General features: G+C 71.8%; 15 protein-coding genes. 6 read left to right on the top strand and 9 right to left on the bottom strand.

Annotated features, from left to right (window positions below):
- Positions 1–291 precede the first annotated feature (291 nt).
- Complete coding sequence (locus ABT130_RS18835) at positions 292–4041, top strand: nSTAND1 domain-containing NTPase (RefSeq protein ID WP_350956905.1); 3750 nt, start codon at positions 292–294, stop codon at positions 4039–4041.
- Between the two features lie 21 nt (positions 4042–4062).
- Here ABT130_RS18835 and ABT130_RS18830 read toward each other — a convergent pair whose 3' ends face one another.
- From ABT130_RS18830 to ABT130_RS18800, 7 genes are all read right to left on the bottom strand, one after another.
- Positions 4063–6474, bottom strand: coding sequence for a GH1 family beta-glucosidase (locus tag ABT130_RS18830; protein WP_350923124.1), 2412 nt, complete (start codon positions 6472–6474; stop codon positions 4063–4065).
- A 232-nt stretch (positions 6475–6706) separates the two neighbouring features.
- Entirely contained in the window at positions 6707–7336 is a 630-nt protein-coding gene (locus tag ABT130_RS18825; protein ID WP_350956903.1) for a TetR/AcrR family transcriptional regulator, read from the bottom strand.
- Between the two features lie 100 nt (positions 7337–7436).
- On the bottom strand, positions 7437–8225 hold the full coding sequence (locus ABT130_RS18820) for a DUF4097 family beta strand repeat-containing protein (protein WP_350956901.1): 789 nt from the start codon (positions 8223–8225) through the stop codon (positions 7437–7439).
- 4 nt (positions 8226–8229) lie between these two features.
- The gene (locus ABT130_RS18815) at positions 8230–8871 is read right to left on the bottom strand and encodes a response regulator transcription factor (protein ID WP_350956899.1); all 642 of its coding nucleotides are present in this window, start codon (positions 8869–8871) and stop codon (positions 8230–8232) included.
- On the bottom strand, positions 8862–10100 hold the full coding sequence (locus ABT130_RS18810) for a sensor histidine kinase (RefSeq protein ID WP_350923115.1): 1239 nt from the start codon (positions 10098–10100) through the stop codon (positions 8862–8864). Before ABT130_RS18810 ends, ABT130_RS18815 begins: the two co-directional genes overlap by 10 nt.
- A gap of 244 nt (positions 10101–10344) precedes the next feature.
- Positions 10345–11745 (bottom strand): MFS transporter, encoded by a 1401-nt coding sequence (locus ABT130_RS18805; RefSeq protein ID WP_350956897.1) that lies wholly within the window; start codon positions 11743–11745, stop codon positions 10345–10347.
- Positions 11738–11872 (bottom strand): hypothetical protein, encoded by a 135-nt coding sequence (locus tag ABT130_RS18800; protein WP_350956895.1) that lies wholly within the window; start codon positions 11870–11872, stop codon positions 11738–11740. Before ABT130_RS18800 ends, ABT130_RS18805 begins: the two co-directional genes overlap by 8 nt.
- Before the next feature lie 178 nt (positions 11873–12050).
- Here ABT130_RS18800 and ABT130_RS18795 point away from each other — a divergent pair, with 178 nt between their 5' ends.
- Complete coding sequence (locus tag ABT130_RS18795; RefSeq protein ID WP_350923108.1) at positions 12051–12968, top strand: SDR family oxidoreductase; 918 nt, start codon at positions 12051–12053, stop codon at positions 12966–12968.
- Between the two features lie 159 nt (positions 12969–13127).
- Positions 13128–14090, top strand: coding sequence for an asparaginase (locus ABT130_RS18790; RefSeq protein WP_350956931.1), 963 nt, complete (start codon positions 13128–13130; stop codon positions 14088–14090).
- 182 nt (positions 14091–14272) lie between these two features.
- On the opposite strand, the gene ABT130_RS18785 is transcribed toward ABT130_RS18790, so the two are convergent.
- Positions 14273–14782 carry a VOC family protein gene (locus ABT130_RS18785; RefSeq protein WP_350923105.1) on the bottom strand — a complete coding sequence of 170 codons (510 nt, stop codon included), beginning with the start codon at positions 14780–14782 and terminating at the stop codon, positions 14273–14275.
- A gap of 72 nt (positions 14783–14854) precedes the next feature.
- On the opposite strand from ABT130_RS18785, the gene ABT130_RS18780 reads away from it, so the two are divergent.
- Together ABT130_RS18780 and ABT130_RS18775 are read left to right on the top strand one after the other, a co-directional pair.
- Entirely contained in the window at positions 14855–15307 is a 453-nt protein-coding gene (locus tag ABT130_RS18780) for a MarR family winged helix-turn-helix transcriptional regulator (RefSeq protein WP_350923103.1), read from the top strand.
- Between the two features lie 201 nt (positions 15308–15508).
- Positions 15509–16597, top strand: a complete 1089-nt coding sequence (locus tag ABT130_RS18775; protein WP_350956893.1) for a M20 family metallopeptidase — start codon at positions 15509–15511, stop codon at positions 16595–16597.
- On the opposite strand, the gene ABT130_RS18770 is transcribed toward ABT130_RS18775, so the two are convergent.
- Positions 16538–17302 (bottom strand): TetR/AcrR family transcriptional regulator, encoded by a 765-nt coding sequence (locus ABT130_RS18770; RefSeq protein ID WP_350923098.1) that lies wholly within the window; start codon positions 17300–17302, stop codon positions 16538–16540. The genes ABT130_RS18775 and ABT130_RS18770 overlap by 60 nt on opposite strands.
- Positions 17303–17480: 178 nt before the next feature.
- Between ABT130_RS18770 and ABT130_RS18765 the strand changes: the two genes are divergently transcribed.
- Positions 17481–19160 (top strand): ABC transporter substrate-binding protein, encoded by a 1680-nt coding sequence (locus ABT130_RS18765; protein ID WP_350956891.1) that lies wholly within the window; start codon positions 17481–17483, stop codon positions 19158–19160.
- The last annotated feature ends 3 nt before the right edge of the window (positions 19161–19163 follow it).

Here is a 19163-nt window from a genome sequence, read left to right as displayed (position 1 = left end):
GGCCGCCGGCCCTCCACCGGGGAACGGAGGAGCCGGCGCTTCGCCACCGGATCGCATGAGAACGATTCCGAAACGGCGGCACGAGAACCCCCGCACCGTTTTCTCAAGGGGCCGGTGCGGGGGTGAGGTGCCCATCGGCGACGTCGTTTTCGACGGGCGCCGATTTCGTCGTGTCCACGAGGGATTCTTGCCATCCACTGGACCGGTACGGCCAGGCATGGTTGCATCTCGCTTGTCCAGAATCGATCTTCGGGAGAAGACGAGCGACGATCGCGTGTCGGCGGGGGCTGAATGGGGCGACCGGAAAGGGCTCTCGATCCCGACGCGAGTCCGCTACAGCGGTTCGCGTCAGAGTTGCGGCAGCTGCGGACCGAGGCCGGGCGGCCGAGTTACCGGGAGCTGTCCCGGCGTGCGCACTACTCGGTGACCGCGCTGTCGGAGGCGGCCGGTGGAGAGATCTTTCCCACGCTCGCGGTCACCCTGGCCTACGTCGAGGCGTGCGGCGGCGATCCCGAGGTCTGGGAGAAGCGGTGGCGGACGCTGGCCGCGGAGTTCGCCTCGGCCGACGCGGCGGAGCGGGCCAGAAATGACGAGGACGCCCCGTATCTGGGGCTGGTGACCTTCGATCCCGGTGACGCCGACCGGTTCTTCGGGCGCCGGGAGCTGGTCGGTGAGTTGCGCGCGCGGCTGGAGGACACCTCCCTGCTGGCGGTCTTCGGCCCGTCGGGGAGCGGCAAGTCCTCGCTGCTGCGGGCGGGCCTGCTACCGGCGCTGTGGGACGGGGCACTGTGGGGGAGTAAGGCGTGGCCGACGCTGCTGCTGACCCCGGGCGAGCATCCGCTGGAGGAGCTCGCGATCGCCATGGCGAACGAGGTGGGGGCCAGCGCCTCGGTGCTCCACGCGGGGCTGCTGGCCGAGCACGGGAGCGCCCGTCTCGACATCGGCCAGCTGCTTGAGGGACGGCCGAAATCGGCACGCGCCGTGATAGTGGTCGACCAGTTCGAGGAGGTCTTCACGCTCTGCCGCGACGAGAGGGAGCGGGTGGCCTTTCTCGACTGGCTGCTCACCGCGGCGGACGGTACCGACGACCGGGCGCGGGTGGTGCTGGGGGTCCGCGCGGACTTCTACGCCCGGTGCGCGGAGTACCCGCCGCTGGTGGCCGCGCTGCGCGACCGGCAGTTGCTGATCGGGCCCATGGACGAGGAGGATCTGCGGCAGGTGGTCACGGGACCGGCGGTCCGCGCCGGGCTCAAGGTCGACCGGGCGCTGGTCGAGGCCATCCTCGGCGACTGCCGCCGGGAGCCGGGGGCGTTGCCGCTGCTCTCGCACGCGCTGCTGGAGACATGGAAGCGGCGCAGGGGCGACGCGATGACACTGGCCGGGTACCGCGCCGCCGGCGGCATCCAGGGGGCGATCGCGCAGAGCGCCGAGCGGGTCTACGACGAGTCCGGCGACCGGGAGCGCCATCTGGTCAAGAACGTGTTCCTGCGCCTGACCGCGCTGGGCGAGGGCACCGAGGACACCCGCCGTCGCGTCGCTCCCGACGAGCTGCTGTCCGGACCGAACGGCACGGCGGTGGCGACCGTGCTGACCAGGCTCACCGAGGCCAGGCTGCTCACCGTCGACGAGGACAGCGTCCAGGTGGCGCACGAGGCGGTCATCCGCTCGTGGCCCAGGCTGCGGGGCTGGCTCGCCGAGGATCGGGAGCTGGTACGCCTGCACCGGCGCCTCACCGAGGCCGCGGCGGAGTGGGAGCAGCACGGGCGTGAGGACGAGCTGCTCTACCGAGGGATACGCCTGACCGCCTGGGACGGTCGCGAGCTCGACCGGCTCAACGACTCCGAGCGTGCCTTCCTGGAGGCCGCGCGGGCGCGCGAGGCCCGCGAGCGCGCGGCGGGCAGCAGGCGGGCCCGCCGGGTGCTGATCAGCGTGACGGCGGTCGGCATGGTGGTCTGCGCGCTGGCGGTGATGGCCCTCGTCCAGGCGGATCGGGCCAGGTACGAGCAGAATCTCGCCTACTCCCGCCAGCTCGCCGCCGACGCCCGAGGCCAGCTCCAGCTCGATCCCCAGCTCAGCCTGCTGCTGGCCCGGCGGGCGTACGAGGCCAGCCCCACCGTCGAGGCCGCCGCGGTCCTGCGACAGGCGGTCGTCGACTCCCGGGTGCGTCTGATCCTGCCCGTCGACGGGGGCAAGGTCTGCGGTGTCGCCTTCTCCCCGGACGGGCGCCTGCTGGCCGCGAGCAGCGGTGACGGGGCCGTACGGGTGTGGCGGACGACCGGGCAGGGCCTGCCGACGGGGGACCCGGTCGTGTTGCGGGGGCACGAAGGCCAGGCGTGGAGCCCGGTGTTCAGCCCCGACGGGCGCTACCTGGCCACCGCCGGCGTCGACGGCACCGTACGGGTGTGGGATCTGACCGGCGGTGACCGGCCCGCGGTTCTCCCGGGGCACACGGGAGAGGTCTGGAACGTGTCCTTCGGCCCGGACGGGCGGCGCCTGGCCAGTAGCGGAGACGACGGCACGGTACGGGTGTGGAAGGCGGGCGGCGGAGGGTGGGCCGGCGCGTCCTCGGTCGTGCTCCGCGGGCACGAGGGGCGGGCCCTGGGGGTGGCGTTCAGCCCGGACGGCCGGCGCCTGGCCACCGGGGGCGGCGACGGTACGGTGCGGCTCTGGGATCCGGAGGGCAAGGAACGGCCCACCGTGCTTCGCGGGCACGAGGACTCGGTGGAGAACGTGGCGTTCAGCCCGGACGGTCGGCGCCTGGTGAGCGCGAGCACCGACGGCACCGCGCGGCTGTGGGACATACCGGGCGACGGCTCCTCCATGGTGCTGCGCGGGCACGACGGCACCGTGGAGGGGGTGGCGTTCAGCCACGACGGGCGCAGGATCGCCAGCGTGGGCAACGACGGCACGGTCAACGTCTGGAGCGCGGGCGACACCATCGCCCCGCTGCTGCTGAGCGGTCACCGAGGGACCGTGTGGAGCGCCGACTTCAGCCCCGACGGCCGGATGCTGGCCAGCGCGAGCGATGACGGCACCGTACGGCTCTGGGACGTGACGGCGGTGGGCGACGCCGCCATCATGCGCGGTCACACCGGAGAGGTATGGGACGCGGCGTTCAGCCCGGACGGGCGGCGGGTGGCCGACGCCGGCAGTGACGGGACGGTCCGCATCGGGGATGTCACCGGCAGGGGCGGCACGGTGGTACTGAGTCCCGGTGGCGGGGAGATGCTCGGCGTGTCCTTCAGCCCGGACGGGCGGCGGGTGGCGAGCGCCACGCGGGACGGTGTGGTCCGGGTCTGGGACGCCTCCGGGCGCGGTGAGCCGGTCGCGCTCCGCGGCCACCTCGAGACGGTGTGGAACGCCGCGTTCAGCCCGGATGGGCGGCGGCTGGTCAGCGGGGGCAGTGACGGCACGGTCCGGGTCTGGGACGTCTCAGGACATGGTGAGCCGCTCGTGCTCCGCGGCCACCAGGGGATGGTCAGGCATGTCGCCTTCAGCCCGGACGGGCGGCGGGTCGCGAGCGCGGGTGAGGACGGCACGGTCCGGCTCTGGGACGTCTCGGGGCATGGTGAGCCGGTGGTGCTCCGCGGCCACCAGGGGATGGTGTGGAATGTGTCCTTCGGCCCCGACGGGCGGCGGCTGGCCAGTGGCGGCAGCGACGGTACCGTCCGGGTCTGGGACGTCTCGGGACGCGGTGAGCCGGTGGTGCTCCGCGGCCACCGGGGGTTGGTGTGGAGCGTGTCCTTCAGTCCGGACGGGCAGTGGGTGGCCAGCAGCGGCAACGACAACACGGTCAGGATCCAGGCGGCCGCGGGCGAGGGCGAGCCGGTGGTCTTCCACGGTTACGGCGCCTCCGTCGAGAGCGTGGAGTTCGCCCGCGACAGCCGTAACCTCGTCACCGCGCACGGCGACTCCACGGTGCGGGTCTGGCGGTGCGACGTGTGCGGCCCGATGGAGGAGGTGCTCCGGCTCGCCGGTGACCGCACCATCCGCGAGCTGACCCCGGACGAACGCAAGGCGTACCTGCAGACCTCGCGCTGACCGGGGCTCGCGGCCGGTGCGTCAGGTGGACTCCCGGATGACCAACTCGGTGGGCAGGATCGTCGACGAGGCGGGGCCGCCGTCGATCTGGCGCAGGAGCAGGCGCACCGCCGCCCGTGCCTGGTCCGTTCTGGGCGTGCGTACCGTGGTGAGCGCGGGCACGGTGTAGGAGGCGGCCTCGATGTCGTCGAACCCCACGATCGCGACGTCGTCGGGCACCCGTCGCCCCGACTCGCTCAGCACCCGCAGGGCGCCGATCGCCATCAGGTCGCCGGCCACGAAGACCGCGTCGAGCGCCGGGTCGTCCCGCAGCAGCTGGCGCATCGCGTCCGCGCCCGAGGCGAGGGTGAGGTCGCCGACGGCGATGATCGACCGGTGCCCGGTGTCGCGCAGTGCCTCGCGGTACCCCCTGAGCCGGTCCTGCGCGGCGATCGTGTCCGGGGGACCGGCGATCGCGGCGATCCGCCGCCGTCCCCGGGCGAGCAGGTGCCTGACCGCCGAGGCGGCGCCGCCGGTGTTGTCGATGTCGGCGTACGAGGTGGGCGCCGACACCGCGGGCCTGCCGAGCGACACGACGGGGACGCCGGTACGGGCCAGCGCGGTGGGCAGCGGGTCGGAGCTCAGCGTCGAGTCGAGCACCACCCCGTCCAGGTGTCCCGAGGCGGCGTACCGCTCGACCCGGAGCCGGCCTTCGGCCGAGTCGGCGAGCATGAGGGTGACCCGCTTGCCCGCGTCCTCCAGCTCCCGGGTGGCCGAGCGGACGGTCGCGGAGAACAGCGGGTCGTCGGCGTACGCCCCGGCCGGGGAGCCGGAGACGACCAGCGCGATCGAGTCGGTGCGCCTGGTCACCAGGGAGCGGGCCGCCGAGTTGGGGACGTAGCCCAGCTCGTTGACCGCGTCCAGGACGATGGCGCGGAACTCGTCGCTGACCGTGCCCTCACCGTTGATCACCCGGGAGACAGTCGACCTCGACACGCCGGCGCGGGCGGCGACCGCCTCCAGCGTGGGACGCCTGACACGCTCGCGGTGCAGCCCGTTGTGCCGGATCACCTCGCGATACCAGAGCGCGCTGTCCTTGGGCAGCCGCCGCTGCGTCTCGAAGTCGACGTGCACGATCCCGAAGCGCTTGTCGTACCCCTCGGCCCACTCGAAGTTGTCCAGCAGCGACCAGACCAGGAAGCCGCGCAGATCCGAACCGGCCTCGATGGCGGCGTGCGCGGCCCGCAGGTGGCCCTCGAAGAAGGCGGTCCTGTCCGTGTCGTGCACGCGGTCGCCCGTCACCACGTCGTCGAACGCGGCGCCGTTCTCGGTGACCAGCAGGCCGACCTCGGGGTAGTCGCGGGAGAGCCGGGTGAGCAGCTGGCAGAGCCCGGTTGGCACGATCGCCCAGCCCATCGCGGTCGTCGGGGCGTGGGCGCCGCTGAACAGGATGTCCTCGGTCCCGGGGTAGGCGGCGTTGGAGGGTTCGCCGGGCTCCGACCGCACCACGCAGGGCGTGTAGTAGTTGATCCCGAGCAGGTCGACGGGCTGGTTGATCGCTTCGAGGTCGCCGTCGTGGATGTGGCCGAGCCCGCCCATCCGGTCCATGATCGCGAGCACCGGCTCCGGGTAGCTCCCGCGCAGGGCGGGGTCGAGGAACTGCCGGTTGATGAGGCAGTCGACCCGGTTCACCGCCTCGGCGTCCTCGGCGGACGGCACGAGGTCGGGATCGCTCACCTGGCCGGGGGTGATCACCGGTGCGAGGTTCAGGGTGAGGGCGATCTCGCGGGCGCCCGCCTCGCGCAGCACCCGGGCCCCCAGCCCGTGGGCGAGCAGCAGGTGGTGGGAGGCGCGGAAGGCCTCCGCCGCCGACGCGCGGCCCGGCGCGTGCGCGCCGATGCCGTACCCCAGCACCGCGGCCACCCATGGCTCGTTGACCGTCATCCACGTCCCGACGCGGTCGCCGAGCCGGTCGTGCACGATCCGCGTGTAGTCGGCGAAGCGGTAGGCCGTGTCACGGTCGGTCCACCCGCCGAGGTCCTCCAGCGCCTGGGGGAGATCCCAGTGGTAGAGCGTCACGTACGGCGTGATGTCGGCCGCCAGCAACTCGTCCACCAGCCGGTCGTAGAAGTCGAGCCCGGCGGCGTTGACGGGTCCGGAGCCCGACGGCTGGATCCGGGGCCAGGCCACCGAGAACCGGTACGCCCCGAGCCCCAGCTCCGCCATCATCCGGACGTCGCCGGCATGGCGGTGGTAGTGGTCGCAGGCCACGTCGCCGGTGTGGCCGGCGGCGGTCCTGCCGGGCGTGTGGGAGAAGGTGTCCCAGATCGACGGACCGCGCCCGTCGTCTCGCGCGGCGCCCTCGATCTGGTACGCGGCGGTGGCCGCTCCCCAGACGAAGCCGTCGGGAAAGGCCAGGGTCTCGCCCCGAGCCGAGATGGTCGTTGCGGTCATCCTTCGACAACTCCCCGTTGGTTCTCGCGATTGTCAGGACGCACGGAACGTCCTGGCCGGTGGAAACACCTCACCGACATTCTGGGCACGGCCGAGGTCCGGCGTCGAGAGGACCGCCATTCCGAACTGGTGTGCCTCCCCCGACCCCGTGTTCGTGATCGGTGACACGGTAACCGATACCGCCGGCAACGAGGCCGCTCCGGGACCGCGGGAGCCCTCCCGGCGCACGCCCTCAGGCGCCGCGCGGGGTCAGCATGCGGTCGACCAACTGCTGGATATGGGCGAGGAAGGCCTGCCGCGCCTGTGGGTCGGTGGAGGCGGAGCCGTGCCCATCGGTGTTGATCTCACCGTGCATGAACCCGTACACGCTCCAGATCAGCGTCTGCACCGTCTGTTCCAGGTTCACCCGGTCGTCGATCAGACCGGCCTCCACGGCGGGGCGCAACGCGTCGCAGACGAGGTGGATGACGGGGTCCTTGTAGGTCGCCTCAAGTTCGGGGATGTCGGCGGCGTCGCCGAGCCAGCGGTGTGCCCACAGCGAGGGGACCTGCGGGTTGGCGAGGAAGAACTCCAGAAAGCGCGTCGCGAGCCGGTACACGACGGCGCGGGCCTCCTCGGGGTCGGCGGCCGGGAGGGCGCTGAGCACATCTGTCACGATGCCGCGCTCCATCCGGCTGCCGTGGTCGACGACGGTCAGGTAGAGCTCACGTTTGTCGCCGAACCGCTGCTGCAGCCACGTCATGTCCTCCCCCGAGGCCTCCGCGATATCGTGCAGCGACGTGCCGTCGTGGCCGAACGCGGCGAAGAGCCGCGCCGCGATGTCGATGACCGCCTGGCCCCGCGGGTCGTCGGAGGGAAGCATGATTCCCATTCAAGTCCCGCACGAGGGCGGGGAGGGCCACGTACTGGTCTTGACCCGGTCAAACCTGTGTGCGCAATACCCCGCCGGTGAGGGGCGCGGGTCACGAGGGGAGGATACGCATCTCGCCCGCCGCGGTCAGGGTGGTGATCCGCCGCGGGGCGGCGGAGTCGCGCCGTACCTGGACGGTCGCGTTCCCGTCGCCGGCCCGCACGTCGTAACCGTCCTCGTCCGGCACCCTGACCTCCACGTTCCCGGCCGTCCGCACCACGGCCCTGACATCGCCGGGTGGGCTCGCGAATCCCAGTTCGACGTCTCCGACGCCGGTCTCGACGTCGGCTCCGGCGGACCTCAGACCGGTGCCGTGCACGTTCCCCACCTCCGTCCGTGCCCGCAGCGCGCCCCGCGTGCCGTCCACGACCACGTCGCCCGCGGCGGTCGAGAGGCGCAGGTCGCCCCAGACGCCGTTGACCGACACGGTCCCGAAGCGGCTCTGCACCTCGACGTCGGTGGTCCCGGGCAGGCTCAGGGTGTAGTCGGCCCGGCAGTTCGGGCCGTCTGGACGGTCGCCGCCGGGGCAGCGGACGCCGATCGTGAGCGTCCGCCCGTCCCAGTCCTCGGTGACCACGGGCCGGTCCAGGGTCCACTGGAGCGTCCGCTCCAGGTCCAGCCGCCGCTCCGCGCCGCCGACGACCGAGACGTTGACGTAACCGGTGGTCTCCACGACGATCCCCGGCGAGGTGAGCGCGTGGGACCGCAGCGTGGTCTCGGAGACCCGGCGGGCCTGGGTGACCTCGCTCCACGCCGCGATGGAGGTGAAGGCCACGGTGAGCGCGGTGAGCGTACCGCCCACGACGATCCAGGCTTTTCTGGCGTTGCTCCGTATCGGCATGTTCTCAAACCTTCAGGAATCGCAGGACGGCGAGTACCCGGCGGTGGTCCTTGTCGGCGCCGGAGAGGTCGAGCTTGGTGAAGATGTTGTTGATGTGCTTTCCGACCGCGCTCTCCGAGACCACCAGGGCCTCGGCGATCCCGGTGTTGGACCGGCCCTCCGCGATCAGCGAGAGCACCTCGTACTCCCTGCGGGTCAGCCGGTCCAACGGGTCGCTGTGCCTGCGCAGCAGGAGCTGGGCGACCACCTCGGGGTCCAGCGCGGTGCCTCCGGCGGCGACCCGGCGCAGCGCGTCGAGGAACTCCTCGACGTCGGCCACCCGATCCTTGAGCAGGTAACCGATCCCGCTGGTCGCGGTGGACAGCAACTGGGTGGCGTAGCGCTCCTCGACGTACTGGGAGAGCACGAGGATCGCGAGCGTCGGCCGCTGGCGGCGGAGCACGAGCGCCGCGCGCAGGCCCTCGTCGGTGTGCGAGGGCGGCATCCGCACATCGGTGACGACGAGGTCGGGAACGTGTTCGTCCACGGCGCGCAGCAGCCCCTCGGCGTCGGAGACGGCGGCCACGACCTCGATGCCCACCGAGCCGAGCAGGCGGATGAGCCCCTCTCGCAGCAGTACGGAGTCCTCGGCGAGCACTACGCGCACGGTAGCTCCACTCTGATCGTCGTCGGCCCGCCCGGCGGGCTGTCGACGTACAGGATGCCGTCCACGGAGCCGACCCGGCGGGCCAGGCCGCGCAGCCCCGTTCCCAGGTCGGGGTCCGCGCCGCCCTGGCCGTCGTCGTGGACGGCCAGGTGCAGCCGGTCGCCGCGGCGCTCCACCGTGACCTCGGCGCCGGACGCCCGCGCGTGCTTGGTGATGTTGGTCAGCGCCTCGGAGACGACGAAGAACGCCACCGCCTCGACCGTGGGAGAGACCCGCTCGGAGATGTCGACGTTCAGCCGCACGGAAAACGGGGCCCGCGCGGCGAGGCCGGACAGCGCCGCGTCCAGGCCCTGGTCGTTGAGCACGGCCGGGTGCAACCCCCGGACGAAGTCGCGCAGTTCCTTCAGCGCCTGTTTGGCCTCCTCGTGCGCCTGCACGATCACCTCGCGGGCGGGCTCCGGCAGGTCGGTGAGGGTCGCGCGGGCCATGCCCAGGTTCATCGCCAGCGACACCAGCCGCTGCTGGGTGCCGTCGTGCAGGTCCCGCTCGATGCGGCGGCGCTCGGCGTCAGCGGCGTCGACCACCCCGGCCCGGCTCTCCCGCAGCGTCTCGACCCGCAGCACCAGCTGGTCGCTGAGGCTGGGGCCGAGCAGGGCCTCGGCGGCGATCACGTCCAGCACGGCGAATCCGCGGGCCACCCACGGCCCGGAGACGAGCAGTGTCCCCGAGACGAGGATGAACACCGTGCTCTGCCAGGTCTCCCCCATCGCCCAGCTCCGCATCGCGAGCGCGGCGGTGACCAGGCCGCCGGCCCATGCCCCGACGACCGAGGCGGCGCCGACGCCGCTGATCAGCGGGGCCAGCAGGTGGTAGGAGAGCCGGCGCCAGGTGCTCCGCGTCCTGGCCTCCTGGAGCAGCCGCCCGAAGGGGTTCCTGCTCAGCGGGCGGTGCGGGACCGGGGGGATGTCGACATCGAGGAAGGCGGCGAACCGGGACCGCTGCACCCGGGTGAGCAGCCGGACGACCCAGAAGAACAGCAACAGCGCGACCACCGGGACCACCACGGTCCACACGAACAGCACCGACGCCACGGTCAGGCCCACGATCACCGCCGCGCCCAGCAGAGCGATCGGCAGGCCCGTCACCAGGTGCGCGGTGCGGAGCCAGGTCTGTGCCGACCAGTGGGCGCTGATCCTCGACCAGGGGGTGGTCGCCTCGATGCCGCTCATGGGACCACCGTAGGGACTGCGGCGGCTCGGGCACATGGGCGAGGTATCCCGGAAAAAGGTGGGGTTTACCCCACCCCTGTACCGCCGGGGCGCCTTCCGGCGTGAGCCGGAGCCCGGGTCTGGAGCGGAAACGGCGTCGAGATCCCCGGCGCCCCCGGGGCCTCACGGGTGTGGGAGCCCGGGGGCGGGTTCCCACACCCGTGGAGTCGTGCCGGAGCGGCTGGTGGGCAGCCCGGGGTCCCGGTCAGGCCGAGGAGGACTCCGGCTGGGCGGACCGGTCGTGAGGCAGGGCGGCGACGGCGACGACGATCAGCGCGGGCAGTGCCAGAGCCCACAGGAAGGCTGACCGGTAGCCGTCGCCGAGCGCCTGCGCGCCGGTCTCCCCACCGGTGACAGTGGCGGCCACCGCGCTCATCACCGCCAGGCCCAGTGGCGCGCCGAGCTGGAAGGAGGTGTTCAGCAGCCCGGACGCCAGCCCCTGGTCGCCCTCAGGCACCCCGGTGGTCGACACGATCATCGAGGGGGCGAACATCAACCCGGCGCCCAGCCCGCTGAGCAGCAGGCCGGGCAGGACCCCGGCCCACAGGGCGTCCGCCGGGGACAGACCGAGCACGAGCAGCCCCAGCGCGGCGGCCGCGGCACCGCCCGCGAGCATCCGCCGCAGCCCGAACCGGGCGATCAGGGCTCCCGCCTTTCCAGAGACCGCGACGATGACCGCGGTGACGGGGGCGAAGGCCAGCCCGGTCTGCAAGGGGGACAGCCCGGCCACGTTCTGCAGGGAGAGCGTGGTGAAGTACTGCGTCACCAACACGATGGAGGCGGACAGGACGCAGATCAGGTTCCCGTACCTCACGTGGGGGTTGGCGAACATCGCCGGTTTCACCAGCGGCACGGCCACCCGGCGCTCGACGACCACGAATGCCCCGAGAGCGACGGCCGAGGCCACCGCCATCGACCAGGTGGTCGCCGCCCCGCCCTGGGACGCGCGGGTCACCGCCGCGACCAGCAGGACCATGCCGCCGGTCAGGAGGACGGCTCCGGCCAGGTCGAGGCGGCGCTCCCCACCGGGGCGATGATCGCGAACCAGTCGCAGCACCATCACGATCACAGCGACGCCGGCGGGGAGGTTGATCATGAAGATCGCCCGCCAGTGCACCAGGTCGGTCAGCAGGCCGCCGACCAGGGCGGCGCCGGTCGCCCCCGCGGAGGCCACCGCACCCCAGACGCCGAGCGCCCGGTTGCGCGCGTCGCCCTCGGCGAACGCCGTGGTGACCAGTGCCAGTGCCGTGGGTGACACCAGGGCGCCGCCCACTCCCTGCAGGGCTCGCGCGGCGAACATGGTCGCCGGGCCGTTCGCCAGCCCGGCCAGGGCCGACGCCGCGGTGAAGACCGCCAGTCCCGCGACGAGCACGCGCCGGTGTCCGAACAGGTCGCCGGCTCGCCCTGCGGCGATCATGAATCCGCCGTACGCCAGGCCGTAGGCGGTGACGACCCACTGCAGGTCCGCCGGAGAGATGCCCAGGTCGGCGCCCATCGACGGCAGGGCGACCGTCACCACCACCAGGTCCAGCACGAGCATGATCTGCGCGGTGCACAGCACGGTGAGCAGTAGTCCGGGCCGCTGGACGGGGCCGGGGTCAGTCACGGTCCCGGTCCCTGGAGAGGGGAGCCGCCTGCCCGTGCTCGACAGGGCTCTTCCCGATGATCGTGTATCGCGGGCGGTTGTCCGGCAGGCCCCGGGACGGCACCGAACCCGCTGTGCTCTCGTGCATGATCCTACTCTCTCATTTATAAACGGCTGTTCGTTTATAAACCTAGCCGGACCGGGTACGGTTAACGAACAGTCATTCACTAATGGGGTGGGGGCTCGGCGGGATCTCACGCGCCGTCCTGGGGCACTCGCCCGAGCTGTGGCCTCCGCACCCGAGACCGGACAGAGAAGGAGATCCCGTGCAGGACCACCAGGGAGATGCCGTGCGGGCGGGCGGAGCCGTCGCGCTCGTCGCGGGCGGGACCCGTGGCGCCGGACGCGGCATCGCCGCCGAACTCGGCGCGGCGGGCATGACCGTGTACGTCACCGGACGCAGCACCAGACAGGGGCGCTCCGACCTGGACCGGCCGGAGACGATCGAGGACACCGCCGAACTGGTCTCGGCGCGCGGCGGGACCGGCATCGCCGTCCGCTGCGACCATTCCGACCCCGAGCAGGTACGCGCGCTCGTCGACCGGATCGGAAGCGAGCAGGGCAGGCTCGACCTGCTCGTCAACGACGTGTGGGGCGGCGATCCGCTCGCCGAGTGGGACAGGCCGCTTTGGGAGCACGACCTGGACAACGGGCTGCGCATGCTGCACCGGGCCGTGGACACCCACATCATCACCAGCCGTTTCGCGCTGCCGCTGATGATCGCCCGGCGGAGTGGCCTGGTCGTCGAGATCACCGACGGCACCGAGCGTGATGTCGACGAGGTGCTGGGCGGTTATCGCGGTTCGTTCTTCTACGACCTGGCCAAGCACACGGTCATCCGGCTCGCCCGCAACCAGGCCGCCGAGCTGAAGCCGCACGGTGTGGCGGCGGTCGCGCTGACCCCCGGCTTCCTGCGCTCCGAGGCCATGCTGGACCACTTCGGCGTCACCGAGGAGAACTGGCGGGACGGCGCGCTGAAGGATCCGCACTTCGCCGCCTCGGAGACGCCCGCCTACATCGGCAGGGCGGTGGCCGCGCTCGCCGCCGACCCGGAGATCATGGCCAGGACCGGCGGCTCGTACAGCACGGGCGGGCTGGCGGCGGAGTACGGCTTCACGGACGTCGACGGTTCGCAGCCTGATTTCATCACCTACTACCGGGATTTTCTCGCCCGGACCTCCTGACATCGCGGGAGCCCGCCCGCGTTCCCCGTCCGGTGCGCCGGTCGCCCCGGAGGCAGGTGACACCGCGCCACTTGAACATAACCCCAATAGGGGTATCTATGGGTTATAAATAGAGGCGACCGAACATGGCTCGTCGAAGGGATTCCGTCCTTGAAGCGTGTGCTGCTGCTGGCGACCGGTGACGTCATCGCCCACTCCTACGCCCCTGGTCGTCCGGGCGTCGCCTCCGGGGCCGAGCTCCTGAAGGCCCTCCCGCCCGGCGCGATCGCGGCGGACGTGGTGGCCGAGGACGTGATGGCGGAGCCCAGCTGGGACATGTCCCCCTCGACCATGCTGGAGCTGGCCCGCCGGGCGCGCTCGGCCATCCTGGAGCGTGGGTTCGACGGTGTCGTGATCACTCACGGCACCGACGCGCTGGAGGAGACCGCGTACCTGGTGGATCTGCTCGCGGGCCGGGCGGCCGAGCGCGGCGCCATCGTGCTGACCGGCGCCGTCCGCTCCCTGGACGAACTCTCCCCCGACGGCCCGCGCAACCTCGCCTCCTCGCTCGCGGCCGCGGCCGACGACGCGCTGCGGGGCGCCGGGGCCGTCGTGTGCGTGAACGACGAGATCCACGCGGCCCGCTGGGTCACCAAGGTCGACGCCACCAGCGTCGCGGGGTTCTCGTCGGCGCCTTTCCCCGCGCTGGGCCGGGTGACCGGCGGCCGGGTCGAGACGCTGTCCGCCGCACCGCGCCGGCCGCCCGCCTTCGGTGGGGACCCGGCGTCGGACGTCGCGCTGATCAAGACCTATCCGGGGATCGACCCCGTGCTGCTCACCGCCGTGGTGGACGCCGGGGCGCAGGGCGTCGTGCTGGAGGGGACCGGCCTGGGCAACGTGCCGGTCGGGCTTTTCACGACGATCGCCGAGCTGACGGAGTGGGGGATCCCGGTGGTCGTCGCGTCGAGGTGCCGTACCGGCGCGGTCCCGCTTGACGAGATGCGCTTCGGTGCGGGGCTCGCCGCCCACGTCGGGGCGATCGGAGCCCGCGGCCTGGCGCCCTCGAAGGCCCGGTGCGCGCTGATGGTCGCCCTCGGGACCGGCGGGATCGACGCCGTACGCGACTGGTTCGGCAGGCTCTGACCCCGCGAGGAAATTATGGGCGGCTGAAAATCGTCAAAAAGGGAGTATCCCCGAACCGGGTGGGCAGGTCCGGGGAGTCCGTGATCCGGCGGAGGGCTGGGGAGGCCTCCGCCGGATCACCCCCCTCTCCCCCCACGCGGGTCGGTCGTTCCCCGGATGGATGTCCCGGCCACGCGAGATGATCAGACGGGGATCGAGACGCCGAGGCCGCCGCGGGTGTCGGCGCCGTAGCGCTCCTTCTCCCTGGCGATGTCGAGAGGCTTGATACTGCTGCGCCCGCTCAGCGTCTCCGAGGTGAGAAGGTCGGCGGGGACCAGCCAGGAGACCTCGAACTCCAGCCCATCGGGGTCCTTGGCGTACAGGGCCTTGGTGGTGGAGTGGTCGGAGGCGCCGACGAGGGCGTTGAGCTCGCTGAGCTTGACGGCGATCCGCTCCAGTTCCCGCAGTGTGTCGACCTCCCAGGCCAGGTGGTAGAGGCCGACGGTCGAGCGCCCGGCTCCCGAGGGGCCCGCCTGCGCGCCGAGCTCGAAGAGGCCGAGGTCGTGGTCGTTGCTGGACCCCGAGGCCTGCAGGAAGGCGGCGCCCGGCATGCCCATGACCACCTTGAAGCCGAGCGCCTCCTGGTAGAAGGCGACGCTGCGCTCGACGTCGCGCACGAAGAGAACGGCGTGGTTGAGCCGCTGGACCGGCATGGTTCCTCCCAAAAACTTGAACTCTCAAGTAGATTACTCCCGCTTTGTTGAGAGTTCAAGTAAGCTTGCGCCGTGACGCGATGGCTGGACGACGACGAGCAGCGCACCTGGCGTGCGTTCATGGCCGCCTCGCAGCTCGTTCAGGAGGAGCTGGACCGGCAGCTGCAGCGCGACTCCGGCATGCCGCACGCCTACTACGCCATGCTGGTGAAACTCTCCGAGGCACCCGGCCGGATGATGCGGATGAGCGAGCTGGCGACGGAGCTCAACTCCTCGCAGAGCCGCCTGTCGCACGCGATGAAGCGACTGGAGGAGCGCGGCTGGGCGCGGCGCGAGCCGTGCGCCGCCGACAAGCGGGTGAGCTGGGCGATCCTCACCGACGCGGGACTCGCGGTCCTCACCGCCGCCGCTCCCGGCCACGTCGAGGCCGTACGCCAGACCCTCTTCGACCGCCTGACCCCTGACCAACTCCACCACCTGCGGGAAATCTGTACCGCCCTCCTCCCCACCTCGAACCCCTCATGACCGAACCCCGCGGGGACGCGCCCACGCTCCTTTGGAGGCCGCCGGCGGGTACGCCAGGCGAACCCGGCCGGCCGGACTGAGCGCTACACCGTGGCGCTGTGCGAGCGAGAAGGCGTGCGGCCCCGGCACGGGGTGGATCCCGGCCACATGTCAGGTGGATAGCCCTTGCTATAGTCAATGAGCCTGACTACATTGCTGGCCATGGATCACGCCCTGTTGCGCGAGCGCCTCGCCGCCCTGGTCTCCGTTGAGTCGCCCTCGGGACACACCGAGGGTCTCGAGCAGTGTCACGCCCTGATGCGGGCCTGGGGGGAGCCGGTCCTCGGCAGGCGGGCGGAGGTCGTCGGCGACGGCGGCACGCCGCACCTGCTCTGGCGGTCGCCCGGCGAGGGCGGCGTGCTGCTGCTGGGTCACGTCGACACGGTGTGGCCGCTGGGGACGACCGCCCACCGCCCGTTCCGCGTCGAGGACGGCCGCGCGTTCGGTCCCGGCGTCTTCGACATGAAGGCGGGGCTGGTCGCGGCGTTCGCCGCGCTGGCCGAGTGCCGTGATCCGGCGGGTGTGAGCGTGCTGGTCACCGGGGACGAGGAGGTCGGCTCGCCGACCTCGCGGGCGCTGATCGAGGAGGTGGCGGCCGGCGCGGACGCCGTCCTGGTGCTGGAGCCCAGCCAGGAGGGCGCGGTCAAGACCGCGCGCAAGGGCGGCTCGTTCTACAGCGTCGACATCACCGGCCGGGCGGCGCACGCCGGGCTCGAGCCGGAGCGCGGGGTGAACGCGCTGCTCGAACTCGCGGAGCAGGTCGGGGCCTTGTCGCGGCTGGCCGACCCCGGACGGGGGACCACCGTCACGCCCACGGTCGCCCGCGCGGGCACCACCACGAACACCGTGCCCGCGCACGCCCATCTGCGGGTGGACGTGCGCGCCTGGGAACTGGCCGAGCTGGAGCGGGTCGACGAGCGGATGCACGCGCTGGCCCCCAGCATCGCCGGCGCGACGGTCAGGGTGGACGGCACGATCAACCGCCCGCCGCTGGAGCCGGCGAGTTCGCGTGGGCTCTACGCCACGGCCCGCAAGCTGGCCGCCGAACTCGGGCTGCCCGACCTCGACGAGGTGGCGGTCGGGGGTGCCTCGGACGCCAACTTCACCGGCGCGCTCGGCGTCCCCACGCTCGACGGGCTCGGCCCGCTGGGCGACGGCGCTCACGCCGAGCACGAGTGGGTCGAGCTGGCCTCACTCGCCGAGCGGGCCCGGCTCGTCGCCGGTCTGGTCGACGCCCTGGCGCGCCCGTGAACGCGCCGCGCGCACCTCGATCGCGTCGAGCATCATCTCCATGCCGAGGTCGAAGGCGATGGGGCTGCCGAGGTTGGGCAGATGGTCGGCGAAGTGGGCGATCGTCGGGTACTTCTCGGGGTCGAGCTGGCGGTACTCGACCTGCCACGCGAGCTCGTCCCTGCGCCGCACGTCGGGGTCGAGCGTGTGGAAGGCCGCCTCCAGGCTCGCCACGGCGCGCACGAAGTTACCGAGCGCGCGCTGCACGGCCGCCACCTCGTCGTCGTCGACTCCGGCCCGCCTGACGGCGTCGAGGGTGAACTCGACGTTGGAGAACTCCACGGGTCGGCGCGTGGTGCGCATGACCATCTGCTGCGCGAACGGCGCGTAGCGCAGGTAGTGCTCGCGCACTCGCTGGGAGATGGTGCGCAGGTCGGCGCGCCAGTCGTCGGTCGGCGTGACGCTGCCGCCGTACGAGCGGGCCCTGAGCCCGTCCACCAGCTCGAGCAGCAGCTCGTCCTTGTCCTTGAAGTGGCGATAGATCGAAGTCGGGTGCGCCTGGAGCTCGTCGCCGATCTCCTGGAACGTCAGCGCGTCGAGGCCGTCGCGCAGGGCGATCTTCTCTGCCGCCGCGAGGATCGTCTCCCTGTTGAGGCTGTCGCGAGCACGGCGCGGCCGGCTCTCGCCTTTTGCCCGCTTCTCCTTGGGCTGGCGTGCAGTTGCCACCAAAAGCCTCCCGTAGTCGACCACTGTGCCACCGCTGGTGCTGGCATTTTCGCACCCGCTGATCGGCTTGCCGGACCACAGCATAGTCAATGAGCCTGACTAGAAACATGTCTAAGACCCTTGCCTGTGCTCTGGCTTGCGCCTACCCTCCCCTCATCACCTTCAGAAAGGCCAGAGCATGAGCACACGGATCAGACTCGGGGTCATCGGGCTCACTGCCCTCGCACTCCTCGCGGCCGCGTGCACGAGCGGGGGTGCCGGCCGGACGTCGAGTGCGGCCCCGAGCACGGCCGCTCCGGTGCGCCAGGGCGGGAGCATCGTGATCGGCGCGGAGCAGGAGCCCGACTGCACCGACTGGATCGCCAGCTGCGCCGCCTCGATCTGGGGCACGTACATCATGGACGTCCCGACCATTCCCCGCGTGTTCGAGCCCAAGAAGGTCGGCGGCACATGGGCGCCGGTGGCCACCGACCTGATGGCGTCGGAGCCCGAGGTCGCCGCGGGCCCGCCGCAGAAGGTCACCTACCGGATCAACCCCGCCGCGGTCTGGTCGGACGGCAAGCCGATCACCTCGGCCGACTTCCGCTACACGGCCCTGGCCATCCGCGACGGCAAGGACGTGCTGAACAGGACCGGGTACAGCCACATCACCAAGATCGACATGCCCGACGAGAAGACCGCCGTCGTCACCTTCGACGCGCCGTACGCCAACTGGAAGGGCCTGTTCAGCGACGGCGGCGGCGTGCTGCCCAGCCACCTGCTCGACGGCAAGGACCGCAGCGCACTGATGAAGGACGGCTACCCCTGGAGCGGCGGCCCCTGGAAGATCGAATCCTGGACGAAGGGGGTCTCGGTCGTCCTGGTGCCGAACCCGAGCTATTGGGGGGACAAGCCCAAACTGGACAAGGTCACCTTCCAGTTCACGGCCGACACCGCGGCGGCGTTCCAGGCGTTCAAGACCGGCCAGCTCGACGCGCTTTACCCCACGCCGCAGCTCGACTCCATCGACCAGATCATGAGCGGGCTGCCCAACGCGAGCTCGCTCGTCGACCCCGAGTCCGGCAACCTCGAGGCCGTCTGGTTCAACAACGCCAAGCCGCCCTTCGACTCCGCGACGTTCCGCAAGGCCGTGTCACACGGGCTGGACCGCAAGGCCATCGTCACCCGCCTGTACGGCGCGCTCGGCGTCACGCGGCCGGCGCAGAGCGCGCACACCCCGCTCGTCGGCAGGTACGGCGGCACCGACTTCGAGCAGTACACCCCCGACCTGGCCAAGGTCGACTCCCTGATGCAGGCTGACGGCTGGGCCAAGGGAGCCGACGGCATCTGGGCGAAGGCGGGCACCAGGGCGAGCTTCACCGTCAGCACGATGACCGGCAACAAGCGGCGGGAGCTGACCGAGCAGATCCTCCAGGAGCAGCTGCGCGTCGCCGGCTTCGAGGTCATCGTCGACAACACCTCGGCCACCGACCTGTTCGCGGCCAAGCTGCCCAAGGGCGACTTCCAGATGGGCCTGTGGACCCTCGTCGACACCTTCCCGCAACCCGCACTCGACGGCTCCTTCTCCTCGGGCGCGATCCCCACCGAGGACAACGACTTCTCCGGCCTCAACCTGTCGCGCATCGACCTGCCCGGCCTCGACAAGGTGCTCGGCACGGCCGCCTCGACGCTCGACGAGAACGAGCGGATCGAGCTGTCGCGCCAGGCCGACAAGCTCCTCGCCGACTCGGCCGCCCTGTTGCCGCTCGACGTGATCCCCAACGTCCTGTTGTGGAACAACAAGATCGGCGGGCCGCTGGCCATCGACCCGGCCCGCGGCCCGTTCTGGAATCTGGCCCAGTGGGGACTGGTGGGCTGAGAA

It is taken from the genome of Streptosporangium sp. NPDC001681 (assembly GCF_040298085.1).
In the GTDB taxonomy this organism is placed as follows: Bacteria; Actinomycetota; Actinomycetes; order Streptosporangiales; family Streptosporangiaceae; genus Streptosporangium.
This window is presented reverse-complemented; position numbering and strand designations above follow the sequence as displayed.